22 protein-coding genes are annotated in these 24,836 nt (G+C 69.8%); 15 read left to right on the top strand and 7 right to left on the bottom strand.

Features of this window, described 5'->3' with window-relative positions:
- Positions 1-330: 330 nt before the first annotated feature.
- Complete coding sequence (locus tag IU476_RS14110; RefSeq protein ID WP_195100277.1) at positions 331-1,149, bottom strand: SDR family oxidoreductase; 819 nt, start codon at positions 1,147-1,149, stop codon at positions 331-333.
- 121 nt (positions 1,150-1,270) lie between these two features.
- Here IU476_RS14110 and alr point away from each other — a divergent pair, with 121 nt between their 5' ends.
- The 6 genes from alr to tsaD all read left to right on the top strand — a co-directional run bounded on the left by alr (position 1,271) and on the right by tsaD (position 6,554).
- Positions 1,271-2,419, top strand: coding sequence for an alanine racemase (gene alr / locus IU476_RS14105; protein WP_324194057.1), 1,149 nt, complete (start codon positions 1,271-1,273; stop codon positions 2,417-2,419).
- Positions 2,416-3,519, top strand: coding sequence for an alpha/beta fold hydrolase (locus IU476_RS14100; protein ID WP_195100273.1), 1,104 nt, complete (start codon positions 2,416-2,418; stop codon positions 3,517-3,519). Before alr ends, IU476_RS14100 begins: the two co-directional genes overlap by 4 nt.
- Positions 3,512-3,958 (top strand): tRNA (adenosine(37)-N6)-threonylcarbamoyltransferase complex ATPase subunit type 1 TsaE, encoded by a 447-nt coding sequence (tsaE, locus tag IU476_RS14095; RefSeq protein ID WP_195100271.1) that lies wholly within the window; start codon positions 3,512-3,514, stop codon positions 3,956-3,958. The genes IU476_RS14100 and tsaE overlap by 8 nt, the downstream gene beginning before the upstream one ends.
- A gap of 237 nt (positions 3,959-4,195) precedes the next feature.
- The gene (gene tsaB / locus IU476_RS14090) at positions 4,196-4,981 is read left to right on the top strand and encodes a tRNA (adenosine(37)-N6)-threonylcarbamoyltransferase complex dimerization subunit type 1 TsaB (protein WP_195100270.1); all 786 of its coding nucleotides are present in this window, start codon (positions 4,196-4,198) and stop codon (positions 4,979-4,981) included.
- Complete coding sequence (gene rimI / locus IU476_RS14085; protein ID WP_195100269.1) at positions 4,978-5,505, top strand: ribosomal protein S18-alanine N-acetyltransferase; 528 nt, start codon at positions 4,978-4,980, stop codon at positions 5,503-5,505. The genes tsaB and rimI overlap by 4 nt, the downstream gene beginning before the upstream one ends.
- Positions 5,502-6,554: a tRNA (adenosine(37)-N6)-threonylcarbamoyltransferase complex transferase subunit TsaD gene (gene tsaD, locus IU476_RS14080; protein ID WP_195100268.1), complete on the top strand. Its 1,053-nt coding sequence runs from the start codon at positions 5,502-5,504 to the stop codon at positions 6,552-6,554. The genes rimI and tsaD overlap by 4 nt, the downstream gene beginning before the upstream one ends.
- Before the next feature lie 421 nt (positions 6,555-6,975).
- Here tsaD and IU476_RS36785 read toward each other — a convergent pair whose 3' ends face one another.
- Positions 6,976-8,460 (bottom strand): DUF7159 family protein, encoded by a 1,485-nt coding sequence (locus IU476_RS36785; protein WP_195100267.1) that lies wholly within the window; start codon positions 8,458-8,460, stop codon positions 6,976-6,978.
- A gap of 621 nt (positions 8,461-9,081) precedes the next feature.
- Here IU476_RS36785 and groES point away from each other — a divergent pair.
- The gene (gene groES / locus IU476_RS14070) at positions 9,082-9,384 is read left to right on the top strand and encodes a co-chaperone GroES (RefSeq protein WP_187685248.1); all 303 of its coding nucleotides are present in this window, start codon (positions 9,082-9,084) and stop codon (positions 9,382-9,384) included.
- An 86-nt stretch (positions 9,385-9,470) separates the two neighbouring features.
- Positions 9,471-11,078 (top strand): chaperonin GroEL, encoded by a 1,608-nt coding sequence (gene groL, locus IU476_RS14065; protein ID WP_195100266.1) that lies wholly within the window; start codon positions 9,471-9,473, stop codon positions 11,076-11,078.
- A 579-nt stretch (positions 11,079-11,657) separates the two neighbouring features.
- Here groL and IU476_RS14060 read toward each other — a convergent pair.
- The 3 genes from IU476_RS14060 to IU476_RS14050 all read right to left on the bottom strand — a co-directional run bounded on the left by IU476_RS14060 (position 11,658) and on the right by IU476_RS14050 (position 13,346).
- Positions 11,658-11,972: an RskA family anti-sigma factor gene (locus IU476_RS14060; RefSeq protein ID WP_228823656.1), complete on the bottom strand. Its 315-nt coding sequence runs from the start codon at positions 11,970-11,972 to the stop codon at positions 11,658-11,660.
- 1 nt (position 11,973) lies between these two features.
- The gene (locus IU476_RS14055; protein ID WP_324194079.1) at positions 11,974-12,579 is read right to left on the bottom strand and encodes a sigma-70 family RNA polymerase sigma factor; all 606 of its coding nucleotides are present in this window, start codon (positions 12,577-12,579) and stop codon (positions 11,974-11,976) included.
- A gap of 473 nt (positions 12,580-13,052) precedes the next feature.
- Positions 13,053-13,346 carry a WhiB family transcriptional regulator gene (locus IU476_RS14050; protein WP_187685245.1) on the bottom strand — a complete coding sequence of 98 codons (294 nt, stop codon included), beginning with the start codon at positions 13,344-13,346 and terminating at the stop codon, positions 13,053-13,055.
- Between the two features lie 661 nt (positions 13,347-14,007).
- On the opposite strand from IU476_RS14050, the gene IU476_RS14045 reads away from it, so the two are divergent.
- The 3 genes from IU476_RS14045 (at position 14,008) to IU476_RS14035 (ending at position 16,813) form a co-directional block, all read left to right on the top strand.
- Positions 14,008-14,988, top strand: a complete 981-nt coding sequence (locus tag IU476_RS14045; protein WP_324194056.1) for a hypothetical protein — start codon at positions 14,008-14,010, stop codon at positions 14,986-14,988.
- Between the two features lie 120 nt (positions 14,989-15,108).
- Positions 15,109-15,687, top strand: coding sequence for a sigma-70 family RNA polymerase sigma factor (locus IU476_RS14040; RefSeq protein ID WP_040746108.1), 579 nt, complete (start codon positions 15,109-15,111; stop codon positions 15,685-15,687).
- Positions 15,680-16,813: an anti-sigma-D factor RsdA gene (locus IU476_RS14035; protein ID WP_195100265.1), complete on the top strand. Its 1,134-nt coding sequence runs from the start codon at positions 15,680-15,682 to the stop codon at positions 16,811-16,813. The genes IU476_RS14040 and IU476_RS14035 overlap by 8 nt, the downstream gene beginning before the upstream one ends.
- A gap of 271 nt (positions 16,814-17,084) precedes the next feature.
- Here the strand turns inward: IU476_RS14035 and IU476_RS14030 are convergent, their stop codons facing one another.
- Positions 17,085-17,498 (bottom strand): DUF5319 domain-containing protein, encoded by a 414-nt coding sequence (locus tag IU476_RS14030; RefSeq protein ID WP_024802268.1) that lies wholly within the window; start codon positions 17,496-17,498, stop codon positions 17,085-17,087.
- Positions 17,499-18,012: 514 nt separating this feature from the next.
- On the opposite strand from IU476_RS14030, the gene guaB reads away from it, so the two are divergent.
- Together guaB and IU476_RS14020 are read left to right on the top strand one after the other, a co-directional pair.
- Positions 18,013-19,554: an IMP dehydrogenase gene (gene guaB, locus IU476_RS14025; protein WP_228823655.1), complete on the top strand. Its 1,542-nt coding sequence runs from the start codon at positions 18,013-18,015 to the stop codon at positions 19,552-19,554.
- Positions 19,555-19,928: 374 nt separating this feature from the next.
- The gene (locus IU476_RS14020; RefSeq protein WP_195100264.1) at positions 19,929-21,062 is read left to right on the top strand and encodes a GuaB3 family IMP dehydrogenase-related protein; all 1,134 of its coding nucleotides are present in this window, start codon (positions 19,929-19,931) and stop codon (positions 21,060-21,062) included.
- Between the two features lie 5 nt (positions 21,063-21,067).
- Here the strand turns inward: IU476_RS14020 and IU476_RS36780 are convergent, their stop codons facing one another.
- Entirely contained in the window at positions 21,068-21,862 is a 795-nt protein-coding gene (locus IU476_RS36780; RefSeq protein ID WP_195100263.1) for an alpha/beta fold hydrolase, read from the bottom strand.
- A 273-nt stretch (positions 21,863-22,135) separates the two neighbouring features.
- On the opposite strand from IU476_RS36780, the gene guaA reads away from it, so the two are divergent.
- Together guaA and IU476_RS14005 are read left to right on the top strand one after the other, a co-directional pair.
- Positions 22,136-23,716, top strand: coding sequence for a glutamine-hydrolyzing GMP synthase (gene guaA / locus IU476_RS14010; protein WP_195100262.1), 1,581 nt, complete (start codon positions 22,136-22,138; stop codon positions 23,714-23,716).
- A gap of 593 nt (positions 23,717-24,309) precedes the next feature.
- Positions 24,310-24,774 (top strand): guanyl-specific ribonuclease, encoded by a 465-nt coding sequence (locus tag IU476_RS14005; protein WP_195100260.1) that lies wholly within the window; start codon positions 24,310-24,312, stop codon positions 24,772-24,774.
- Positions 24,775-24,836: the final 62 nt, after the last annotated feature.

The following is a 24,836-nucleotide window of genomic DNA, read 5'->3' as shown; positions in this document are numbered from 1 at the left end:
CGCGCGGTCGCCAGTCCTCCCGGACCTTCGTTCGCTTGGAGTAAGTGTCGAGCCGTCGGATTCCGTCGAACCGCTGAACACTTCGTACTCAGTTGCCTTGCGCCGCTTCGGCAATGGGTTGCTACCGCGCCTCAGTGGCAGCCGCATCCGCCCGGCACTCTGCACTCCGGCGACAGAGCGGCTGTGCGCGACTCGCCGCTCAATTGCCTTGCGCCGCCGCGACTATCGGCCCCCGCCCGCGCCCCAGCGCTGGTCGCGGCCGCCAAGCGGCGACGCATGCCATGCCGTCCAGCGCGTGTTGCGCGCCAGCGGGAGCGGTCGAGTCGGTGTTCAGTTGCCTTGGGCTGCTGCGGCGATGGGTTGCCACTCGTGCCACTGGGCCAGGCGGGACTCGTAGTCGGCGGTGGCGATGGCGAGGGGTGCTTCGCCGAGGAAGGTGCGCAGCGGGGGGTGGTCGGCGTCGACGACGGCGAGGATGGCGGTGCGGGTGGCGGTGGGTTCGCCGCGGCGCTGGGCGGCGCGGGTTCGGTTGCGGGCCGCGCGGACCTCGTCGTAGGCGGGGTTCGGGGTGCTGTGCCGCGCGGACGGGCCGGCCCAGTCGGTGTCGAAGCCGCCGGGCTCGATCAGGGTGACGTGGATGCCGAAGCCGGCCACCTCGTGCGAGAGCGCCTGCGAGAACCCTTCCAGTGCCCACTTCGACGCGTGGTACGCGCCGATGTTCGGGAAGGCGCTGATGCCGCCGATGCTCGACACCTGGATGATGTGCCCGCTGCCCTGCGCGCGCATGATCGGCAGCGCCGCCTGCGTCACCCACAGCGCGCCGAATACGTTCGTCTCCAGCTGGGCGCGCGCCTCGTCCTCGGTCAGCTCCTCGATCATGCCGAACTGTCCGTACCCGGCGTTGTTGACGACGACGTCGAGCCGCCCGAATCGCCGCGCGGCTTCCGCGACCGCCGCGAAGTCGCCGTCCCGGTCGGTGACGTCCAGTCGCAGCGGCAGGAACGTCTCGGGGTACTTCGCGACGAGATCGTCCAGCGTGGCGAGGTCGCGCGCGGTGCCGGCGACCCGATCGCCGCGCTCCAGCGCCGCGAGCGCCCATTCCCGGCCGAAGCCGCGCGAGACGCCGGTGATGAACCAAACCTTGCTCATGTGGTCTGTCCCTCTGCTCTGTGGTCTGTGGTCCTGCGTGATCCTCACGCTAGCGACCTGGAGTGCGCTCCAAGCAAGGGTCGGCGCGGCCGTCTCGGCGCGAGTGGCAGGATCGGTTCCCGTGAGCAGTGCTGACCCGCAGGTGGAAACCGTCGTCGATCTGGACGCCATCGCGCACAACGTGCGAGTGCTCGCCGAGCATGCCGGGGACGCCGCGGTGATGGTCGTGGTCAAGGCCGACGCCTACAACCACGGCGCCGTGCCGGTCGCCCGCGCCGCGCTGGCGGCGGGCGCGGCCGAGCTCGGCGTCACCACCGTCGCCGAGGCGCTGCACCTGCGCGCCGCCGGCATCGACGCGCCGATCCTGAGCTGGCTCAACACCTCCGACGCCGACTACGCCGCGGCGATCGCCGCCGACGTGGAGATCGGGGTGTCGTCGGTGGCGCACCTGCGCGCGGTCGAGCGGGCCGCCCGCGCCACGGGCCGCACCGCGACGGTCACCCTCAAGGTCGACACCGGCCTGAACCGCAACGGCCTCTCCAGCGCCGAATACCCGCAGGCACTCCGGCTGCTGCGCGAGCTGACCGACGAGCGCGTGCTGCGCCTGCGGGGCATGTTCTCCCACCTCGCGCGGGCCGACGAGCCGCAGCACCCGGCGAACGACATGCAACGCGACCGCTTCCTGGAGGCCATCGCCGTCGCCAAGGACCACGGCCTGCAACCCGAACTGGTGCACCTGGCCAATTCCGCGGCCACCCTCACCCGCCCGGACCTGGCCTTCGACATGGTCCGCCCGGGCATCGCGGCCTACGGGCTGTCCCCGGTCCCGGAGATCTCCGATTTCGGGCTGCGCCCGGCCATGACGTTCCAGGCACGGATCGCCCTGGTCAAAGACGTGGCGGCGGGCGAGGGCGTCTCGTACGGGCACGAATGGGTCGCGCCGCGCGCCACGACGGTCGCGCTGGTGCCCGCGGGCTACGCCGACGGCGTGTTCCGTCCGCTGGGCGGCCGCATCGCGGTGCGCATCGGCGACCGGCACTACCCGCAGGTCGGCCGCGTCTGCATGGACCAGCTGGTGGTCGACCTGGGCGACAACACGGCCGGAGTCCGCGAGGGCGACACGGCCGTGCTGTTCGGACCCGGTCAGCCGCACCCGCAGCACTGGGCCGACCTGCTCGGCACCATCCATTACGAGATCGTCTGTTCCCCCCGGGGCCGGGTCGTGCGACGCTATGTGGGCGAAACCGCACAGCGAGGGGGTGCCCGATGAAACCGGAAGGGCCGCACGGTTTCCGGGTGACGGCGTGGCGCGGCGGCCTGGCGACCGCCGGGGCGATGGGCGCCCTGGCCGGGGTGCACGCGCTGCGCCGGATGGGCGCCTCGGTGCGCTGGCCGGCTCACCGTGACGAGCTGCGCGACGAGGATTTCGGTCTGCTGGAACGGGACCGGGCGGCCACGGTGACCGCCGCCGACGATGTACCGCTGGCGGTGCGCGAATGCGGCCCCGAAAACGCCCCCGCCACAGCGGTATTCGTGCACGGCTTCTGTAACAGTATGGACTCCTTCCACTTTCAGCGCCGCGACCTCGAAAAGCTCTGGGGCCCAAAGGTTCGCCTGGTGTTCTTCGATCTGCGCGGGCACGGCCGGTCCGGCATGCCGGAGACCGACAGCTGCACCGTGCCGCAATTGGGCCGCGACCTGGCCGCGGTGATCGAGCAGCGCGCGCCCGCGGGGCCGCTGCTGCTGGTCGGACATTCCATGGGCGGCATGGCGATCCTGGCGGCGGCCGCGCAGTTCCCGGACCTGTTCGAACGCCGCGTCCGGGCGGTCGCGCTGCTGTCGACCACGGCCGCCGAGGTCACCGCGGCCGGGGTCGCGCAGCTGCTGCCCAAACCGGCGATGGACGGCTTCCGGATGGCGGTGCTGGCCGCGCCCGCGCTGGTCCAGGCCGGGCGGGTCACCGCGCGCCACGTGATCACCCCGTTCCTGCACGTGAGTTCGTTCCACGGCGAGGTGAGCCCCACCCTGTCTCGGTTCACCACCTCGATGATCGATCGCACACCCGTCGAGACGATCGTGAAATTCCTGAAAGCCTTGGAGCTGCACGACGAATCGGCCGCGCTGCCGATCTTGTCGCCGCGCCCGGCGCTGGTCCTCGGCGGCGTGCACGACCGGGTGATCCCGTTCCGCAACTCGCGGGCGCTGGCCGCGCAACTGCCCGATGCCGACCTGGTCCGCGTCACCGACGCCGCCCACATGGTGCACCTGCAGTACCCGGATCTGGTCGCCGCCGCGCTCGACCGGCTGCTGCTGCGCAGCGGGATGGCGGGAACCGAACGCCGCGACAGTCGCGAGGCCGCCCGTGGCTGAGCAACGCACGCTGCCGACCGTCGAGGACACCGAGGCCCTGGGCCGCGAGCTGGCGGCCGACCTGCGCGCCGGCGACCTGGTCGTGCTCGACGGTCCGCTGGGCGCCGGCAAGACCGCGCTCACCCGGGGCATCGCGGCCGGGCTGGGCGTCGAAGGCCGGGTCAGCTCACCGACTTTCATCATCGCGCGCCAGCACCGCGCGGGTTCCCGCCCGGGCTCGGTCGGCCTGGTGCACGTCGACGCCTACCGGCTCGGCGGCGACCTCGACGAGCTGGACGCCCTCGATCTCGACACCGACCTGGACGACGCCGTGGTCGTGGTGGAGTGGGGTCTGGGTGTGGTGGAGCACCTCTCGGACCGGCACCTGCGCGTGCTGCTGCGCCGCGAACCCGACTCCGACATCCGGACCGCGACCTGGGAGTGGGTGAGTCCGTCCTGAGCACCGGATGTGACACCGGCCACCGCCCGCTCGGCCGGGTGCGCCGCGCCCGGGTCCCCGGCGCTCCGCCGCAGGTCCGCGGCAGCCGTTGCGGCACTTGCCGTCCGGCGCCCGCGGCCGCCGCGCCGTTCCTCGGCAGCGGCCCGCGATCCGGTCTTTTCGTGGCGAAATCGTCACGCGGACCGGGTGGCGGGGGTGCCGTGGTGAAGGTGACCAACCGGTATCGTTGACCCAATCATGCTTGTACTTGCTGTCGACACCGCGACACCTGCCGTTACAGCAGGACTGGTGGAGCTGGAGCAGGCCGCCTCCGGGCAGGATCGGCAGCCCGCCGACCGGGAGACAGCGCCGCGGATCCACACCCTCGCGACCCGGGTGACCGTGGACGCGCGCGCCCACAACGAGGTCCTCACCCCGCAGATCCTCGAATGCCTCGACGCCGCCGACCGCTCCCGCGCCGACCTCGACGCGGTCGTCGTCGGCGTCGGCCCGGGCCCGTTCACCGGCCTGCGGGTCGGGATGGCGACCGCCGCCGCGTTCGGCGACGCCCTCGGCCTGCCGGTGTACGGGGTGTGCAGCCTCGACGCGATCGCCGCCGACGCGTGGCAGGAGATCACCGCCGACGGCCGGTCGATCGCCGCCACCGCCGACTCGGAAGTGCTGGTGGTCACCGATGCCCGTCGGCGCGAGGTGTATTGGGCGCGCTACCGCACCGGGCCGGCCGCGGAATTCGCCGGTCCGGCCGCCGTCGGCTCCGGTGCTCGGGCCGTCGGCCGAGTCGAGGGGCCGGGCGTGTGCAAGCCGGCCGACCTGGACACCCGCGAATCCACCGTGATCGCCGGGTCCGCCTCGCACGTCGACTTCTTCGATCTGCCGGTGCTGCCGGTGGAGACGCCGTCGCCGGCCGGGCTGGTGCGCTGCGCCGCCGGGGACCTGCTGACACATGCGGCCGCCGAACCGCTGGTGCCGCTGTATCTGCGCCGTCCCGACGCGGTCGAGCGCAGCTATCAGGCGGTGTCATGACCGCCCCCGAACGGCCGGCCTTCCGGGTGGAGCCGATGCGCCCGGCCGATATCGCGCGCTGCGCCGAACTCGAGAAAGTGCTGTTCCCCGAGGACGATCCGTGGCCGGAGGTGGCCTTCCACTCCGAGCTGGCCGGTGCGCACAACCGCTATCTGGTGGCCCGCGACGAGTCCGGCCGCATGGTCGGCTACGCCGGTATCGCGCTGCTGGGCACCCTGGACCATCCGGAGGCCGAGGTGCACACCATCGGCGTCGACCCCGGCGTGCACCGCGCCGGCATCGGCACCGTGCTGCTGCGCGCCCTGCTGGCGGAGGCCGGGAAGCGAGGCGGCCCGGTCTTTCTCGAGGTCCGCACCGACAACGCACCGGCGATCGCGCTCTACGAGAAGCACGGCTTCCACATCATCGGCCTGCGCAAGAACTACTACCAACCCAGCGGCGCCGACGCGTTCACCATGCGCCGCGCGGCGGTGGCCGGCTTCCCGCAGCCGGATTCCGCGCACGATTCAGGGGTCCTGTCATGATCGTCATGGGCATCGAGAGCTCGTGCGACGAAACCGGAGTCGGCATCGTCCGGTGGCATCCCAGTGCCGCCGAGGAGGGCAAGGGCAGCTGCGAGCTGCTCGCAGACGAGGTGGCCTCGAGCGTCGATCAGCACGCGCGGTTCGGCGGGGTGGTGCCGGAGATCGCGTCGCGCGCCCACCTGGAGGCAATCGTGCCGGCGATGCGGCGGGCCCTCGCCGCCGCCGGTGTCGCCAAGCCCGACGCGCTGGCGGTGACCATCGGACCGGGGCTGGCGGGCGCGCTGCTGGTCGGGGTCGCGGCGGCGAAAGCCTATGCGGCGGCGTGGGACATCCCCCTCTACGCGCTGAACCATCTCGGCGGCCACGTCGCCGTGGACACCCTCGAACACGGGCCGATGCCGCCGTGTGTGGCGCTGCTGGTGTCCGGCGGGCACACCCACCTGCTGCAGGTGACCGACCTGGCGGAGCCGATCGTCGAACTCGGCAGCACGGTCGACGACGCGGCGGGGGAGGCCTTCGACAAGGTGGCGCGGCTGCTGGGACTCGGGTTCCCCGGCGGCCCGGCGCTGGATGCCGCTGCGGCCGAAGGCGATCCGGCCGCCATCAAGTTCCCGCGCGGCATGACCGGCCCGCGCGACGCGCCCTACGACTTCTCCTTCTCGGGCCTGAAGACGGCCGTCGCGCGCTACGTGGAGGCCGCGCGGCACGCGGACACCGAACTGCCCATCCCGGATATCGCGGCCTCGTTCCAAGAGGCTGTCGCGGATGTGCTGACCGCCAAGGCGGTTCGCGCGGCCCGCGACGCCGGCGTCGACACCCTGGTGCTCGGCGGCGGCGCCACCGCCAACTCGCGCATCCGGTCAATGGCCGAAGAGCGCTGCGCCGCAGCCGGTCTCACCCTGCGCGTCCCCAAGCCCCGCCTGTGCACCGACAACGGCGTCATGATCGCAACCCTCGGCGCCCACGTCATCGCCGGCGGCGCCAAACCTTCCCCCCTCACCGTCGCCACCGACCCGGGCCTCCCCGTCTCCACCAGTCAACTCCGCTGACCTCCCCGCCAAGCAGCTGATCCGCTGCCGCCCAGCCGATTACACCCGCCAGCCGCCGCTGAATCGTGTGGGGAGCATTCGGTACACCGCCCTCCCAGGCGATCCGGTCGTACCCCTTCAGCAGGCCACAGTCGAGCGGTGTGGCAACTACTCGCCTAGCCAGCTGTTCTACTGCCGCCCAGCCGATTACATCCCTGGCCGCCGCTGAATCGTGCGGGGAGCATTCGGTACGCCGTCTCCAGGCGTTCGGTCGACTACACCAGCTGGGCACAGCCGAGCGGTGTGGCAACTACTCGGTCTGTCGTCCCCGGTGGTTCGGTCGCACCGGTCGGCACCTGCTCAGCCGTGCTGAGGCGGCAGTCACGGGCGCGGTCACCAGCCGGCTGGGTGGGATGCTCAGTTGTGGTGCGGCGGGGCAGGTTCAGTCGGTGCGCTGGACCATGCCGGTGCCGGCGGAACCGGAGTTCGAGCGGGGGAGCGGCGGAACGCGGTTCGGGCTCGTGCTGGGGGTGGTGCTGGGGGATTCCTCGGATTCGGACTGGCCGGGCAGGAACGGGCCCAGTAGGCGGGGCAGGTCCGGGAGGGGGATCTGGGGGAGGTTCGGGTCCGGGCGCAGGGGTGGCGGGGTGGAGGCCGGGGTGCGGTTCGCGGTGCTCGTCGGGAGGCGGCTGGTCGACGAGCCGGGCGGCGAGGACGGCACGCTGGTGCCCACCGGCTCCCGGCCGGGTTGGCTCTGCCCCGCGGGCGCGGTCGACGATCCGGTCGGGGTGGGCGACGCCGACGGTGAGGGCGTCAGCTGCGCGGTATTGCTGGTGCCGACCGGACTCACATCGTGGTCGGCGGAGGACGGCACCAATTCCTTGACGCCGTAACCGACCACCAGACCCACCACCACGACGGCCCCGGCGAGGGTGCCGACCAGCTTGGTGAACGTGCCGGCCGACGAATCGCCGCCGAGGCTGATCACCGGGAAGGCCGACGGCTGGGCCGAATCCGCCACCAGCGCGGCGCCTTTCGCGGTCGCCGCCTCCGGCTCGGGAACGGTGAGCACCGGAACGTCGAGCAACTCGTCCAGCCCGGCGACGACGGTCGGGATATTGGCCCCGCCGCCGATCACCGCGACCGCCTGTGGCAGCTTCGGCGAGCGCGCGAACACCCCGGAGGCGTACACCGCGGCCTCGCGGACCAGGTCGGCGATCAGCTCCTCGAAATCGGCGCGGGTCAGCTTCAGCGGTTGCCCGGCGACGTGGTCGATGGTCACGGCCGGGGCGATGGACAGGTGCTCCTTGGCCGCGCGGCTGCGGTTGATGAGCATGCCGCGGTTGGGGCGGGTGCCGCGGCGGGCGAAGTGGCAGTCCAGCAGGTGGTGGTAGATGAGTTCGTCGACCGCCGTGCCGCTCACGGTGGCGGTGCGCTCGGAGCGCAACGTGGTGTCGTCGGCCAGGTCGGCGACCGTCACCGTCATGCCCGAGGCGCCCAGGTCGATGATCGCGACCGTCTCGAACCGGTCGAGCAGGCCGGTGTGCCGCAGATAGGTGAGGGCGGCGGTGCTCTCGGGGATGAGCTGAACGTCGCGGCGCTGGCGGCCGATGGCCGACCGGATCGCGACGGCCTGTTCCCGGTCGCGGTAGGCGACGGCGATCGCCCCCGGCGGTCCGGCCGCGGTCTCGGGGTGCAGGGCCGGGAGTCCGGCGGTGTGCGCGCCGGCCGGGTGCACCACGTCGCGGGTGGGCATCCGGGTGGTCATCAGTTCGATCGACGACGCCACCAGATCACCGAGGTCGGAATGCGCGGCGTCCGCCGACACGACTCGATAGTCGAAGCTCTGGGCGCCGTTCGGAGCGGTGGCGACCAGAGCCGAGCACACCACTTCGTTCCCGGCGGAGATGCCGAGGGATGTTCGCATGTTCACCTCCCTTCGAGCGGATGGTCATGGTGTCGCCGACCATCTCGAACGGACAGCGCGGGCGTCCGCATGGATGGCGGGCGGCCCGAGCGGCGGATCCGGCAGGGCCCTCGTCCGTTCGGGTGTCGGGACCGGCCAGCGATCACTTGCGGTCTAGCTCTCGTCTCAGGCGTGCGCGAGGGGTCTTCGCGCGGTGGGGTGAAGCGGTTGTGCTTGTCGGGTCGGGTGGATCGCGTGGTGGCGTCGACCGGCACGACGGTTGGCGGACGCAACATCACGGAGCCGTCGTCCATAGTGTCACAATCCGTTATTGGAACGTTACAGATTTCGGCGAGGAATTGCCACGGGCCCTTGGCGTGTCGCGTGGGATTGCGTTTCCCCCGGCTTCGCGGGTTTTACGGCAGGATGAATGGCACAGCCCGCTCTTGAGCGCTGGCACTCGCATGTATAGAGTGCTAGGTGGCACTGCGGATGTTGCTCAGGTGCCACCTTGACCGCTGAGCAGGGGTCCCGGCACCCGCGACGACGGGGCTATGCACAGGGTCAACACCGTGACCATAACCGTGTTGTCCGGGGAACCGCCCCGGACGCGACGAATCCCCTGAAAGTGGAGGGCTCAACGTGGCGAGCGTGAACATCAAGCCGCTCGAGGACAAGATCCTCGTCCAGGCCAACGAGGCCGAGACGACGACCGCCTCCGGCCTGGTCATCCCCGACACGGCGAAGGAGAAGCCCCAGGAGGGCACCGTCGTCGCCGTCGGCCCCGGCCGGTGGGACGAGGACGGCGAGAAGCGCATTCCGCTGGACGTCAAGGAAGGCGACGTCGTCATCTACTCGAAGTACGGCGGCACCGAGATCAAGTACAACAACGAGGAGTACCTGATCCTGTCGGCGCGCGACCTGCTGGCCGTCGTCGACAAGTGACCCGGTAACGACGCTGCCCCGGTGCCCGCACACGTGGGGCCGGGGCAGTTGTCGTTCGTCCCTTCCACAACCAAGGACTTATCACCATGGCAAAGCAGATCGAGTTCGACGAGAAGGCTCGTCGGGCTATGGAGCGCGGCGTCGACAAGCTCGCCGACGCCGTGAAGGTCACGCTGGGCCCCCGGGGCCGGCATGTGGTGCTGGCCAAGGCGTTCGGCGGCCCGACGGTCACCAACGACGGCGTCACCATCGCCCGTGACATCGACCTCGAGGACCCCTTCGAGAACCTGGGCGCGCAGCTGGTCAAGAGCGTCGCCACCAAGACCAACGACGTGGCCGGCGACGGCACCACCACCGCCACCGTGCTGGCGCAGGCGCTGATCCGCGGCGGCCTGAAGAACATCGCCGCCGGCGCCAACCCGATCGGGCTGGGCGCGGGCATGAGCAAGGCCGCCGACGCCGTCTCCGAGGCCCTGCTGGCCGCCGCGAAGCCGGTCTCCGGCGAGCAGGCCATCGCGCAGGTTGCCACCGTCTCCTCGCGCGACGAGGAGATCGGCGAGATGGTCGGCAAGGCGCTGACCACCGTCGGCAAGGACGGCGTGGTCACCGTGGAGGAATCCTCCACCGTGAGCACCGAACTCGTGGTCACCGAGGGCGTGCAGTTCGACAAGGGCTACCTGTCGGGCTACTTCGTCACCGACCACGACAAGCAGGAGGCCGTCCTGGAGGACGCGCAGATCCTGCTGCACCGGGAGAAGATCTCCTCGCTGCCGGACTTCCTGCCGCTGCTCGAGAAGATCGCCGAATCCGGCAAGCCGGTCCTGATCGTCGCCGAGGACGTCGAGGGCGAGGCGCTGTCCACCCTGGTGGTCAACGCGATTCGCAAGACGCTCAAGGTCGTCGCGGTCAAGGCGCCGTTCTTCGGCGACCGCCGCAAGGCGTTCCTGGACGACCTCGCCGTCGTCACCGGCGGCACCGTGATCAACCCCGACCTGGGCATCAGCCTGCGCGAGGCCGGCCTGGACCTGCTCGGCCAGGCGCGGCGCGTGGTGGTCAGCAAGGACGAGACCACCATCGTCGACGGCGCCGGCACCCAGGACGCCATCGACGCGCGCGTCGCCCAGCTGCGCGCCGAGATCGAGGCCACCGACTCCGACTGGGACCGCGAGAAGCTCGAGGAGCGCCTCGCCAAGCTGTCCGGCGGTGTCGCGGTCATCCGCGTCGGCGCGGCCACCGAGACCGCGCTCAAGGAGCGCAAGTACCGCGTCGAGGACGCCGTGAACGCGGCCAAGGCCGCCATCGAGGAGGGCATCGTGCCCGGCGGCGGCACCGCGCTGGTGCAGGCCTCGGCCAAGCTCGCCGAACTGCGCGACTCGCTGACCGGCGATCAGGCCATCGGCGTCGACGTGGTGCGGCAGGCGCTGCGGGCGCCGCTGTACTGGATCGCCAGCAACGCCGGCATCGACGGTGCCGTCGTGGTGAGCAAGGTGGCCGAGGGCAAGGACGGCTTCAACGCCGCCACCCTCACCTACGGCGACCTGGTCACCGATGGTGTGGTGGATCCGGTGAAGGTGACTCGGTCGGCGGTTCTGAACGCTGTTTCGGTGGCTCGGATGGTGCTCACCACCGAGAGTGCGGTGGTGGAGAAGCCGGCTGAGGATGAGGGCGAGGATCACCACGGGCACTCGCACTGACCAGAGGTGTAGCTGACGTCGGTGCCTGGCCGTTACGCGGGCATCGGCGTTGAGCTTGTGGCTGGCAGTTGGATAGAGGCTTGTGGCTCGCATTTGGGTGTATGAGACGGGCTGTGTTTTTGGCGTCGCCTTCGGCGCCGCGTGTTCGCGGCCTTGATGGCTCGCGTTTCGGCGGTCGAGACTCGCGCTTCGCGCATGCGCTTCGACCGCCGAAACGCGAGCCGGCCGCGAACGGTCGGTCGTAAGACTCCCTCCGTTGTGGGGGACAGTGGGGGCAGGTTCTGTTTGCCTTTGCGGGGCGGCGAACCTGTGGGGCGATCTTTGCGGGGCGGCAAATCTGTGGGGCGATCTTTGCGGGTGTGCCTGTGGGGGTGGGGCTTCGCGGGGTGTGATGGGTGGCTCTTGTGTGGGTTGTGGGGGCCGCCTGTGTGGGGGTGGGGGATGAATAGCCAACGGGCCGTTCACATCTGGAGGGATGTGAACGGCCCGTTTTTCGTATTGTGGTCAGTCGTTTGTTGTTGTGAAGGTTGGTGATGGGGGTGGCACCGGGCTCTAGGCGGGTGCTGGTTTTGCGGTGGGTCAGCGGTGGGGTGTGGGCTCGGTCCCGTTGTGGTCGTGCTCGGGGGGCCGGTGTGGGTGCCTGGCGGCTACTGCGGGGGCCTGGTCGTCCGCTATGGCGGCGAGTAGGCGGGTTCGCAGTGCGGCGGGGGGCGGAGTTGCCGTCGCCGCGGCGAATGCGGTCAAGGCTTCTCTGGTCAGCTGCACTTCCCTGTCGAAGTCCGCGCGCAGTGCCGCGTCGCTCGAATCGAGCAGATCCCGCACGGCGCGCTGGTCCTCGTCGCCGATCGATCCGAGCGCTACCGCGTGCGCGAGATCGATCTGGCTTTCGTTCATCTCACGTCACTCCCAAACTCTTTTTCAATCGTGTCAATCCGTCGCGGATGCGGGACTTGACGGTCGGTAAACCGACGCCGAGGTACTCCGCGACTTCCGCGTATGTCCGGCCGCCGAAGTAGGCCAGCGAGATGGCTTCCCGCTGCGTCTGCGTCAGGGTGGACAAGCTCTCCAAGACCGCCTGCTGCTCCAGTCTTCGTCCTACTTCTTCGGTGACCTCGTCGAATTCGTTACCGAGAGCGCTTGCACCGTAAGCGACTTCGCGCTGGGCATGAGCCTGCTCGGCGCGGACGCGGTCGACCGCCCGGCGATGGGCGAGCGTCATCAGCCAGGTGACCGCCGAGCCCTTGGCGGGATCGAAGTTGGCTGCGGTACGCCAGATCTGGAGGTAGACCTCCTGGGTGGTCTCCTCCGCATAACCGGGGTCGTGTAGCACACGCAGCACTAGGCCGAACACCCGAGCGCACGTTCGGTCGTACAGCTCGGCGAAGGCCTGCTGGTCGGATCGGCCGCAGCGTTCGAGAAGCGCGGCTAGTTCGATGCTTTCGGCAGCGCGTGCCGTCACCGCAGAGTCTTCGGCGGGCGTCGCCGCCCGCTCGTCCCTGATAGCTTGCTGGAACGAGTCGCCCTCTGCGGCCGGCGGCCGCGTTGTCACAACGCTCCATTCTGTGTCATCGGCCACTACCGTAGCGTGCCGCTATGACCTCCTTTCCGGTGGGGTATCGGCAAACAGACTGCGGCTCAGCGGATTTCGGACATATCCCGACACGCCGAGGGTCTGGGGCGAAGACACGCCGCGACACGCCGGGACTTTCTCTGGGAGCGTTGTATCCATTCGAGTATGTTCGGCGTCCTGCGCCGTCGCGCGGGACTGCCGTTGTCGCACCGGCCGTGGCCGCCGAGCCGAGCGGGTGGGCACGGTTCGCGGGCCTTCGCGCGGCAGGTCGATCGGCGGTGACCGAGGGGGCCTGCGCGCCTGTGTCGGCGTTCACCGGCGAGTAGCTCAGAGCCGGGCGTTTGCTAGGCATTCGGCGCGCGAAGCGTTCCGGATGGGAGGAATTTCGAGACCGGGCGACCGGCTCAGACCGTGACGCGGCGGCGGTTGCGCCGGGCGTGCATCTCGCGCTCGGTCTCCGACATGCCGCCCCAGATCCCGTAGGGCTCGCTGACCTTCAGCGCGTGGCTGCGGCACTGCATGAGCACCGGGCAGGTGCGGCAGATCTCCTTGGCGCGCAACTCCCGCTGCGCGCGGGCGCGGCCGCGCTCGCCGTCGGGATGGAAGAATACGGAGGAGTCCACACCGCGGCAGGAACCGCGCATCTGCCAATCCCAGATGTCGGCGTTCGGACCGGGGAGGTGGGTGGGCATGGGCATCGTGAACTCCTAGTGGTGCGAGCTCGTCGGCATTGTCGAGCGGTGCTTGTCAGCAGCGGTCTGTCCGAGCCCGCGGCGTGGCGGGGTGAGACCTCGCCGAGATCGGGCTCGGACCGTGTCGCCGGAGTTCCGGCGATCGCAGTTCGTGGTCGCCACAATTTCGCGCGGCGCCGACGACGGCGATGTCGTACGTTAGGACGCACAGCGAAATCGAGTCAATAGTTTCCCTGGCGACGATTTCAAAAGCGGTGGCTCCGAGATTTAACCTTCCAGCTATTTACATCCGGGCCACCCATAGCGATACTGATCGGTTGGCCAGTACCGCTGTTCTCCTATCACGCCCTGTGATGTGTCATAAAAGGCCTGGTCATGGCGTATTTGGGCAAAAGAAAAGCATGCTCGTTCCATCGTCGGCGTAGCGTGCGGTATGTGACCGGCGCCACGGATCCGACGAAAACGGGCGTTGTTCAGATGGCCGCGTCGCGGCGCCCAGGTTAATTATCCGAAAAGCATACAAATTCCTAACGTACGTGCTGGGTGATTGCCGATCACGGTTTTACGAGATGGAAACATCTCGGCCGCATTCTTCTTGCTGAAAGGTTGCTCGCGGGTCGTTTCGGGGTCCGGCCGCGGTTGCCGCGCCGCCGGATAAAGTGCGGCGGTGGAACACTTCTCGGCGCTGCCCGACCCGGCCGCGCACCCCCGCCACGCGATACTCGCCCGGGCGGCCTTCGGCGACCGTCCCGGCCTCGCGGCGGCCGCACTGCCCGCCGCCGGCGACGCCGTCGAATCCTGGTTGCGTGCGGTCGTTCTGGGCGGCCAGGGCCGCTACGCCGCCGCCCGGGCCGAACTGCGCCGCACCCACCGCGACAGCCGTGATCCGGTGCTGCGCTCGCTGGCCGCCAGCACCCGGGCGTCGCTGCTGCGGCAGCTCGGCTGGCACGCCCGCGCGGCCGGGCTCGACGGCCACGCCCTCGCCCTGGTACTGCCGCCGGACCCCACGACCGCCGGAACCGCGTCGGCGGCCCGCCGGGAAGCGGTTTGCGACGCGTTGACCGGGCTGGCCGCCGATGCGCTGGGAACCGCCCGGCCGGAGTTGTCGGCCCGGCTGCTGAAACGTTGCCAGACCTATCTCGGTGAGTTTCCGCCCGGCTTTCCCGAAGTGGATGCCGCACCGCGCGGTGGGGACGCGACACCGGAATCGGACCCGACCTGGCCGGTCACGGCCGTGGGATCCCGCGTTCTCGTGCGTTGGTACTGGGTGGCGGCCGAAACCGCGCTCGCCGCGCCCGGCGCGGGGCTGGTTGCCGAGACCGCGCTGCGCTACGCCGACACCGCGCTCGCGCTCGCGGAGCGTGGCCCGTCGGTGCGCCATCGCGTCAAGTCCCGTCTACTCGTCGCTGCCGCGGCGGCGGCCGCAGGCGATCTGGAACAGTCTCGGGCATCCGCCGCCGCCGTCTCCTCCCAGAGCCGGGAAAACGGACTGGTTCCGTTGCGTTGGGCCTGTGCGCTGCTGCGGTCGGGTGTCGCCGCGGGGGCCGAGGCGGCGGCCGCGGCGGCCGAGGCCAGGGCATGTGCGCAGGACATGGCCGGTCGAGGCGGTGTATTGCGTTCCGGCGGCGAGGTTCCCGGCAGTGGCTGATCCCAGGTGTTGCCCGTCGCGCGTTGTGAAGCCGCTATTGTTGGAGCCGTTCCGCCGACCGGCGGAAGCACTGGTCAAGAACCGACCGTGCCACTTGTAACGCCAGGAATATCTCTGACGATGACGCACACGGGCGAGGAGTTGGACGCCGCCGTCGCTGCCGCAGCGCAGGGCGATCGTTCGGCTTTAGCCCAGGTACTGGAGATCATCCGCCCGCTGGTAGTCCGCTACTGCCGTGCGCGGATCGGATCCGCGGAGCGTGGGCAGCTCTCCGCGGACGACGTTGCGCAGGAGGTCTGTCTGGCCGTGATGACCGCCCTGCCGCGTTATCAGGACCAGGGGCGACCGTTCATGGCCTTCGTGTATGGAATCGCTTCGCACAAGGTCGCCGACGCCCATCGCAATGCCGCCCGTAACAAGGCGGATGCGATGGCCGAAGTACCAGATGTCATATCCACCGACCAGGGGCCGGAACAGCGCGCTCTCGATTCCGAAACCAGCCGGCAGATGAACAGTCTGCTGGCCACGCTTCCGGAGAAGCATCGAGAGATCCTGATCCTGCGTTTGGTCATGGGTCTGTCAGCAGAAGAAACTGCTGTCGCCGTGGGCAGTACGGCGGGAGCTATACGAGTGGCCCAGCACCGGGCGCTCGCGAAACTGAAGTCACAAGTGGCGAGGGCAGGTGAAATGTATGGCTAGGGATGGCGAGCGCGGTCGGGGCGACTGGAAGGCGCGGCTTGGATCGCACAACAGCGATCCCTACGCCGAGGCATCCGGGGACAGCGGACCGGTCGACATCGCCGCGGTGCGCCGCGACGATGCCTTGATCGACGCCATCGCCGGCGACGGACCGGTAACGACCGACAGCACCGAGGAGTTCCAGCTCGCGACCTTGCTCGCGAACTGGCGCGCGGAGATTGTCGAGGAGGCGTTGCCGGCCGGGCCGGATCTGGATGCTGTTGTCGCGGCGGTCAATCAGGAAATCGGCGCGCGGCAGGCGAGGGTTAACGTCGCGCGGCGAAGTCATCTCCGGCTGGTACGTCCCCTCATGGGTGCGGCCGCGGCGCTGGCCTTGATCTTCGGCGGTATGACGGCGTTTTCCTACAGTGCGCAGCCGGGCGACCCGCTGTGGCGGGTGAAGGAAGTGGTGTTCAGCCAACAGGCGCAGACCACCATCGCCCAGCGCGCCGAGGACGATCTGACCAAGGCGCAGACCTTGATCGACCAGGGCCGGGTGGAACAGGCGAGCGCGCTGCTGGCCAGTTCGCGCAACACCGCCACCCAGGTCGACGACGGCAAGCGGCGAAATCAGCTGGAGGAGCGCTGGAATCAGCTCTACGCGCAGCTGAACACCATCGCGCCGGATATCGCGGCCACGCTGACGCCGCCCAGCCAGCCGAAGTCCACCGGCAAGCCGCAGCTGCCGTCCTCCGGGACGTCGGGCACGCAACAGCCGGGCGAGAGCGGGACCAAGCCGAGCACCACCTTCGACCCGCGCACTCTCGGCACCGACCCCAGCGAGCCGAATACGGGCCCGGTCACCAAGCCCACGGTGCCCACCACACCGTCGCTGCCCACGGAACCCGCGGAACCGACCACCGGGCGGCCGACCACGCTCCCGCAGGAACCGCCGACCGTCGAACCCACCGTCGTGCCGACCACCATCGGCTCGACGGGGGTTCCGGCGTTTCCGCCGAGCCAGCCGGGCGGGCGGCCCGTCGAGCCCACCGCGCGGCCGACGGTGCCGTCCATCGGCGTGCCCACGGCCATCCTTCCGCCTGCCGGGTCCTTGCCGGGTGGTTCGCTGCCGGGCGGTCTGAAGTAGCGCCGGTGGCCTGACGCAGCGAAGCCCTCGCACAACCGGATCACAACACCTCAACCGATCGCCTCCCGGCGGTCGGCTTTGTTGTCTGTCCGAAAGCTGTCCGTCTGGACGAGGGCTGTGCGCAAACGAGATTCGCCGTGCGCGGTGAGCAGACGTGCGGAAACCGATGGGGCGCATGCGGAAGAGGCGTGCGGGGCGTGCCGCACAGCGGGATGCGGGCCCGGGTGAGCGCGCATCCGCTCAGCGATGTGTGCGATCGGGCGGTCGTGCGTCAGGCGTCGAAGCCCTCGAACCCGTCACCGTGCAGGGCCTCGTTCATCGAGGCGTCGGCGTACCCGCGGCAGTAGTCCCACGTGACGTAGGCCTCCGGGGTGGGGTCGTAGGCGGGCTCGTGCGGGCGCACCGTGCCGTCGACCAGTAGCTGAAGCAGGTTCGCGCGCAACATGTCCCAGTCGTGATAGTGGTCCTGCCGACAGTCCTCGCAGCTGACCACGAGCCCGCGGATGCCGCGATGCGCCAGCAGCGCCTCGTAGACCGCGAGGTCGGCGAGATCCTCCTCGACCGCTAGGCGCTCGTGAGGATCCAGCGGTTCCCCCGGCTCGATGGCATCGAGCGCGGCCGACGGGTCGGAGGGATCTCCGGCGAACGGATCCGGCGGCAGGCCAGGTGGTAGATGGTCACGCACAATCCCACGGTACGCAGAACAGGGGTACCTGCGCCAGCGCTGAGGGCTCTATTTTTGGCGCCGCCTTCGGCGTCGCGGGGTTTGCGGCGCCTGTGTGTCTCGGTTTCGAGGGGGCGCCGCTTGCTCCTTCGTCGCGGCGCGGCGCCCCCTCGAAACCGAGACGCGCCGCAAACCTCGTGGTGGGCGGGTGTCGCGGGTTTCGGTGGGTGCCTGCCGGGTGCGGATTTCCTCACCATCCTGGACCAACGGTCCCAGGTATTGCAATCCGGGTTCCGGGCGCTGCCGACGGGCTTCGCAGCGCGTCGGGTTGCTCGAGGTTGTCGGCGTGTCGCGGCAGGTGGGTGTGGCGGAGATTACTGGGTCGCGAGTCCCGTGGTCGCTCGATTTGCGCGGTCGATACCATGGACGGAACAGGTGCCGGGTCTCGATCTTCGGCTCCGCCACACCGTCAGACATCCGCGATCCGGGCCGCTCCCCGGATTGTTGCTTTCGAGGTCCAGGAGGGGTCGATCCGATGAGTAGTCCCGTGATGGGCGAACAGGCCGTCCGCCCTCATACGGGTGGTGACGATCCGAACAAGATCGCCATGCTCGGCCTCACGTTCGACGACGTGCTGTTGCTACCGGCCGCCTCGGATCTCATCCCCAGCTCGGTGGAGACCTCCAGCCGGCTGACCCGCGAGATCACGCTGCGCACCCCGCTGGTGAGTTCGGCGATGGACACCGTCACCGAGGCCCGCATGGCCATCGCGATGGCCCGCGCCGGCGGCATGGGCGTGCTGCACCGCAACCTCGCCGCCGCCGACCAGGCCGCCGCCGTGGAGACGGTGAAGCGCTCCGAGGCCGGCATGGTCACCAACCCGGTCACCTGCCGCCCCAATGACACCCTCGCCGAGGTCGACGCCATGTGCGCCCGGTACCGCATCTCCGGCCTGCCGGTGGTGGACGAGACCGGCGAGCTGGTGGGCATCATCACCAACCGCGACATGCGCTTCGAGGTCGACCAGAACCGCCGCGTCGCCGAGGTGATGACCAAGGCGCCGCTGATCACCGCGCAGGAGGGCGTCACCGCCGAGGCCGCGCTGGGCCTGCTGCGCCGCCACAAGGTGGAGAAGCTCCCGATCGTCGACGGCAACGGCCGGCTGCGCGGGCTCATCACCGTCAAGGACTTCGTCAAGACCGACCAGTACCCCAACGCCACCAAGGACCGCGACGGACGCCTGCTCGTCGGCGCCGCCGTCGGCGTCGGTGAGGACTCCTGGTCGCGCGCCATGACACTGCGCGACGCCGGCGTCGACGTCCTGATCGTCGACACCGCGCACGGCCACCAGGTCCAGGTGCTGCAGATGGTCGCCAAGCTCAAGACCGAGGTCGGCGACCGCATCCAGGTCGTCGGCGGCAACGTCGCCACCCGTGCCGGCGCCGCCGCGCTGATCGAGGCCGGCGTCGACGCGGTCAAGGTCGGCGTCGGCCCCGGCTCCATCTGCACCACCCGCGTCGTCGCCGGCGTCGGCGCGCCGCAGATCACCGCGATCCTGGAGGCCACGGCCGTCGCCCAGCAGGCCGGTGTCCCGGTCATCGCCGACGGCGGCATCCAATACTCCGGCGACGTCGCCAAGGCCATCGCGGCCGGCGCGTCGACCGTCATGCTCGGCTCGCTCCTCGCGGGCACCGCCGAATCGCCCGGCGATCTGATCCTGGTGAACGGCAAGCAGTTCAAGAGCTATCGCGGCATGGGGTCGCTCGGTGCCATGCAGGGGCGCGGGCAGGCCAAGTCCTACTCCAAGGACCGTTACTTCCAGGACGATGTGCTCGCCGAGGACAAGCTGGTGCCCGAGGGCATCGAGGGGCGGGTGCCGTTCCGGGGGCCGGTGAATCAGGTGATTCACCAGCTCGTCGGAGGGTTGCGGGCGGCTATGGGGTATACGGGGGCGCAGTCGATCGCGGATCTGCAGCGGGCGCAGTTCGTGCAGATTACGGCGGCGGGGTTGAAGGAGAGTCATCCGCATGACATCACGATGACTGTGGAGGCGCCTAATTACACGGGGCGTGGGTAGCTGTGTTTTTGGCCTTCGCTTCGCTGCGGCGGGTTTTCGGCGCCTGAGTCTCGGTTTTCGGGTGCCGTCGCTTGCTCCTTCGTCGCGGCGCGGCGGCACCCGAAAACCGAGACGCGCCGAAAACCTTGAGGGTTGAGGTGTTGGGGGGCTTGGGAACTTGGTTTTTTGGGGGGGCCGGCGGGCCGGGGGCTGTCGGCGGGCGCGGGCGTGGGGCTCGGGGGTTCGGGGGGCGTCATTGGATGATTCGCTAGGGGGATGGTTGCCCCCGAAGTCACGGCTTGTGGCGGGAGCTGGGATCATGGGAGCGTCCGTGCAGGTGGACCCGAAGCGGACGCGGGTCCGCGACCGTCAGAAGAGACAGCTAGGAGACACCAGTGCGCGACATGGTCGAGATCGGTATGGGCCGGGCCGCCCGGCGTACCTATGAACTGGACGATGTCGACATCGTGCCTTCGCGGCGGACGCGGTCGTCCAAGCAGGTCTCGCTGGCCTGGCAGCTGGACGCCTACCGGTTCGACATCCCGCTGGTGACCCATCCCAGTGACGCGCTGGTCTCGCCGGAGTTCGCCATCGAGCTCGGGCGGCTCGGCGGGCTGGGGGTCATCAACGGGGAAGGGTTGTGGGCCCGGCACTCCGACGTCGCCGCGCGGATCGACCAGCTGGTCGAGGTGGCCGAGAAGGAGGGCACCGAGGCCGCGGTCGCGCTGCTGCAGCAGCTGCACGCCGCGCCGATGCAGCCGGACCTGCTGGCCGCCGCGGTGGCGCAGGTGCGGGCCGCGGGCGTGACGGTGGCGGTCCGGGTGAGCCCGCAGAACGCCCGGGTGCTGACCCCGGCGCTGGTGCAGGCGGGAATCGACCTGCTCGTCGTGCACGGCACCATCATCTCCGCCGAGCACGTCGGCGACGGCGAACCGCTGAACCTCAAGACCTTCATCGCCGATCTCGACGTGCCGGTCGTCGCCGGCGGCGTGAGCGACCACCGCACCGCGCTGCACCTGATGCGTACCGGCGCGGCGGGCGTCATCGTCGGCTACGGCTCCACCCCGGGCGCCACCACCACCGGCGAGGTGCTGGGCATCGGCGTCCCGCTCGCGACGGCCATCGCCGACGCCGCCGCCGCGCGCCGCGACTACCTCGACGAGACCGGCGGTCGCTACGTGCACGTCATCGCCGACGGAGACATCGTGTCGTCGGGGCAGCTGGCCAAGGCCATCGCCTGCGGCGCCGACGCGGCCATGCTCGGCGTCCCGCTGGCGCTGGCCCAGGAGTCGCCCGGCCGCGGCTGGTACTGGCCCTCGGCCGCCGCGCACCCCTCGGTGCCGCGCGGCGCGCTACTGAAATTCGCCGAGGAGGACGAGCGCCCCACCCTGCAGCAGGTGCTCTACGGTCCCTCCAGCGATCCCTGGGGATCGGTGAATCTCGTTGGCGGACTGCGTCGTTCGATGGCCAAGGCGGGCTACTGCGAGCTCAAGGAATTCCAGCGGGTGGGGCTCACCGTCCGCGCCTGAGCCGATCAGCCGGCCCGGACGACGGTGCCGCGCAGGAACTCCCGGATCGCGGCGTTCACCGGACCCGGATGGGTCATATTGACCGCCTGATGGGCCCCCTCGATCTCCAGATAGCGCGAATTGCGCAGTCCGCGAGCCATTTCCGCCGCGTGCGCGCCCGGGATACCGGCGCGGGTGGGATGGATCACCAGTGCGGGACAGGTGATTTCGCACAGCCGGTCCAGAATCGAATCGCGGCCGAGCAGACAGCCGGCCGCCACCTCGGTGGCGTGCGGGTCGCGGGTCAGCCAGCGCTTGGTCCACACCGCGCGATGCCAGGGGTCGTCGCCGATCAGCCACTGGGCCAGGTGCTCGGCCAGCACCTGGCGCACCGTCGGCTCGTACCAGCGGTCCAGGAATTTGCGGGAGGTCTCCAGCTCCTGCGGGGTCGGGCTGTGCGCCTCGGTGGCGATCAAGATCAATGCCGCCACCCGGTCGGGGGCCAGCAGCGCGGTGCGCATCGCGCTGAATCCGCCCTGCGAGGTGCCGCCGACCACGGCCCGTTCCACGCCGAGCTGATCGAGCACGGTCAACGCGTCGCGGGCGGCGGTCCAGTAGGTGTACGGCAAACCCTTGTCACGGGTGCGGCCGTGCCCGCGCGCATCCCACGCGACGATGCGGAACTCCGGGGCGAGGGCGGCAACCTGCGACGCGAACATCGTTCCGTCCATGAAGAATTCGTGCCCGAGAAGCACAACCGGGCCGTTGCCGCCACTGTCCTCGTAATGGATCTCGGCATCGATCGCACGGGCGAATGGCACGAGCACGAGGATAGCTGGCCCGGCAGCGCCGCATGTCCGGGTTGCGCGACAGTTCCGCGACGCTCGGCGATCTTTACCGGCGGCCGGGGTGCTGCCGGTTCGCCGAGCAGGGCGCTTGTGCCGCACCGGGATTCGGGGCCGACGGCACGATGGGGGCGTGTCGCGCGGCGACACGGCGAGCCGCGGCCGCCGCTGTGCCCGGCGAGGGGATGTGCGGGGCGCGCACCGACCGGTTCGCCCGGGGACAGCGGGCGCGGGCGTGCTCACTAAACTGTGGCGGTGGCAGAAACCCAGCGACCAGTCCTCGTCGTCGACTTCGGGGCGCAGTACGCGCAGCTGATCGCCCGGAGGGTGCGCGAATCCAGCGTCTACTCCGAGGTGGTTCCGCACACCGCGACCGTCGAGGAGATCGCCGAGCGCAAACCCGCCGCGGTGATCCTGTCCGGCGGCCCCGCCAGCGTGTACGCCGAGGGCGCCCCGCAACTCGACGCGCGGCTGTTCGACCTGGACGTGCCCGTATTCGGCATCTGCTACGGCTTCCAGGCGATGGCGCAGGCGCTCGGCGGCACCGTCGCGCACACCGGCACCCGCGAATACGGCCGCACCGAACTCAACATCGACGGCGGCATCCTGCACGGCGGCCTGCCCACCGTGCAGCCGGTGTGGATGAGCCACGGCGACGCGGTGACCGACGCCCCCGCGGGATTCGAGGTCACCGGCACCACCGCGGGCGCGCCCGTGGCCGCCTTCGAGGACCGCGCGCGGCGGCTGGCCGGCGTGCAGTACCACCCGGAGGTGCTGCACTCCCCGCACGGCCAGCAGGTGCTGAGCCGGTTCCTGCACGAGATCGCCGGCATCCCCGCTTCGTGGACCGCCGCCAACATCGCCGACCTGCTGATCGAGCAGGTGCGCGAGCAGATCGGCGACGGCCACGCCATCTGCGGCCTCTCCGGCGGCGTCGACTCGGCCGTCGCGGGCGCGCTCGTGCAGCGCGCCATCGGCGACCGGCTGACCTGTGTGTTCGTCGACCACGGCCTGCTGCGCGCCGGGGAACGCGAACAGGTGCAGCGCGACTTCGTCGCCGCGACCGGCGCGAAACTGATGACCGTCGACGCGGTGGACAAATTCCTCGGTGAACTGAAGGGCGTCACCGACCCCGAGGAGAAGCGCAAGATCATCGGCCGCGAGTTCATCCGCTCGTTCGAGGACGCCGTCGCGCAGATCGTCGAGGAAACCGGCGCGGAGGAGGGCAGCGCCGCCGGCGTCGAATACCTCGTTCAAGGCACGCTCTACCCCGACGTCGTCGAATCCGGCGGCGGCGCCGGCACCGCCAACATCAAGAGCCACCACAATGTCGGCGGCCTGCCCGAAGACCTGGAATTCGAACTCGTCGAGCCGCTGCGGTTGCTGTTCAAGGACGAGGTGCGCGCCGTCGGCCGCGAACTCGGGCTGCCCGAGGAGATCGTGGGGCGTCAGCCGTTCCCCGGGCCGGGGCTGGCCATTCGCATCGTCGGCGAGGTCACTCGGGATCGGCTCGCGACGTTGCGTCAGGCCGACGCTATCGCGCGGGAGGAGCTGACGGCCGCGGGTCTGGACAAGCAGATCTGGCAGTGCCCCGTGGTGTTGCTCGCCGATGTGCGCAGTGTCGGGGTGCAGGGGGACGGGCGGACCTATGGTCATCCGATCGTGTTGCGGCCGGTTTCCAGCGAGGACGCTATGACGGCTGATTGGACTCGGTTGCCTTATGAGGTGTTGGAGCGGATTTCCACCCGGATTACCAATGAGGTTGCGGAGGTTAATCGGGTGGTGCTGGATGTGACCAGTAAGCCGCCGGGGACTATTGAGTGGGAGTGAAGGTGGGGGTGGGGGGATCCACACCCCCATAGTTCGCAACACCCAACCCCCCACCCCAAGGTCCACAACGCCCAACACCCCACCCCCCAAGGTTTTCGGCGCGTCTCGGTTTTCGGGTGCCGCCGCGCCGCGACGAAGGAGCAAGCGGCGGTACCCGAAAACCGAGACTCAGGCGCCGAAAACCCGCCGCAGCGAAGCGGAGGCCAAAAATACAGCCCGCTCAAAACTCAACACTTCACTCCCAGCACTTCCCCCCAACAGGCGTGTGTGTCTAGAACTTCGGTGTTGAGGGCGCGCCGAGAGGCTTGGGGTTGGGGGGTGTGCCGAAGTCTTTGCGGGTTGAGTGGGATGTGTGGAGAACTTTGGGGATGAGCGGGGCACCGAGAAGGCTGGGGTGGAGTGTGGTGCGCTGAAGGCTTTGGGGTTGGGGGTTTGGTGGGAGCTCGAACGTTTGTGTGGGGGTGAGGATTTCACTCGTCGGTAAGGTTGGTGTTCTGTGGTGGGGGGTGGGGGTTCAGGGGGTTTTGTCAGCGTGGGGGTGGTGCTCGGGTGAGTTGCCGGGTGGCTGGCCCGGCCTGTTGGGGAGGTAGCCGATGACACGGGAATTCGATCGGGCAAAAGGGTTGTGGGGTAAGTCGTTCGCGGTGGTGGCGGCGTTCGGGGTGGCGGTGGTGGCTGCGGTTTCCGTCTTGTTGGGGGGCGGGGGTGAGCCGGTTTCCGGTGGGGTGACTGCTTCGGTCGTGGTGGGGGCGGGGGAGGTGCGGCTGGCGGCGGACGGTGTGCCGGATCGGGCGTGGCGGACGTTGCAGCTGATCGATGCGGGGCAGTGGCCCGACGCGGCGAATTCGCCGGGGACCAAGGGCGGCGGCACCTGGAGCAATCGGGAGGGGCAGTTGCCCGCGACCGACGGCGGCGGGAATCGGATCGCCTATCGGGAGTGGGACGTGAATCCCAAGCAGCCGGGGCAGTCCCGGGACGCGGAGCGCATCGTCACCGGCAGTGACGGTTCGGCCTGGTATACCGGCGACCACTATCGCAGTTTCACCAGGATGCGCTGAGAGTTGTAGCAGCGGAAGGGGCTTGGATCCGGGTGGATCCAAGCCCCTTCTCGTGTTCGCGG

Source organism: Nocardia blacklockiae (assembly GCF_015477355.1).
Taxonomy (GTDB): Bacteria; Actinomycetota; Actinomycetes; order Mycobacteriales; family Mycobacteriaceae; genus Nocardia; species Nocardia blacklockiae.
The sequence above is the reverse complement of the archived record's forward strand: the minus strand, read 5'-3'. Positions and strand labels throughout refer to the sequence as shown.

Coding starts and splice junctions, on each gene's coding strand:
- IU476_RS14110 (WP_195100277.1), bottom strand. CDS start 1,149: ATGAGCAAGGTTTGGTTCATCACCGGCGTCTCGCGCGGCTTCGGCCGG.
- IU476_RS14035 (WP_195100265.1), top strand. CDS start 15,680: ATGGCTAGGGATGGCGAGCGCGGTCGGGGCGACTGGAAGGCGCGGCTT.
- rimI (WP_195100269.1), top strand. CDS start 4,978: ATGACCGCCCCCGAACGGCCGGCCTTCCGGGTGGAGCCGATGCGCCCG.
- groL (WP_195100266.1), top strand. CDS start 9,471: ATGGCAAAGCAGATCGAGTTCGACGAGAAGGCTCGTCGGGCTATGGAG.
- IU476_RS36785 (WP_195100267.1), bottom strand. CDS start 8,460: ATGCGAACATCCCTCGGCATCTCCGCCGGGAACGAAGTGGTGTGCTCG.
- IU476_RS14050 (WP_187685245.1), bottom strand. CDS start 13,346: ATGCCCATGCCCACCCACCTCCCCGGTCCGAACGCCGACATCTGGGAT.
- tsaD (WP_195100268.1), top strand. CDS start 5,502: ATGATCGTCATGGGCATCGAGAGCTCGTGCGACGAAACCGGAGTCGGC.
- tsaB (WP_195100270.1), top strand. CDS start 4,196: ATGCTTGTACTTGCTGTCGACACCGCGACACCTGCCGTTACAGCAGGA.
- IU476_RS14060 (WP_228823656.1), bottom strand. CDS start 11,972: ATGAACGAAAGCCAGATCGATCTCGCGCACGCGGTAGCGCTCGGATCG.
- IU476_RS14100 (WP_195100273.1), top strand. CDS start 2,416: ATGAAACCGGAAGGGCCGCACGGTTTCCGGGTGACGGCGTGGCGCGGC.
- IU476_RS14040 (WP_040746108.1), top strand. CDS start 15,109: ATGACGCACACGGGCGAGGAGTTGGACGCCGCCGTCGCTGCCGCAGCG.
- IU476_RS14005 (WP_195100260.1), top strand. CDS start 24,310: ATGACACGGGAATTCGATCGGGCAAAAGGGTTGTGGGGTAAGTCGTTC.
- guaB (WP_228823655.1), top strand. CDS start 18,013: ATGAGTAGTCCCGTGATGGGCGAACAGGCCGTCCGCCCTCATACGGGT.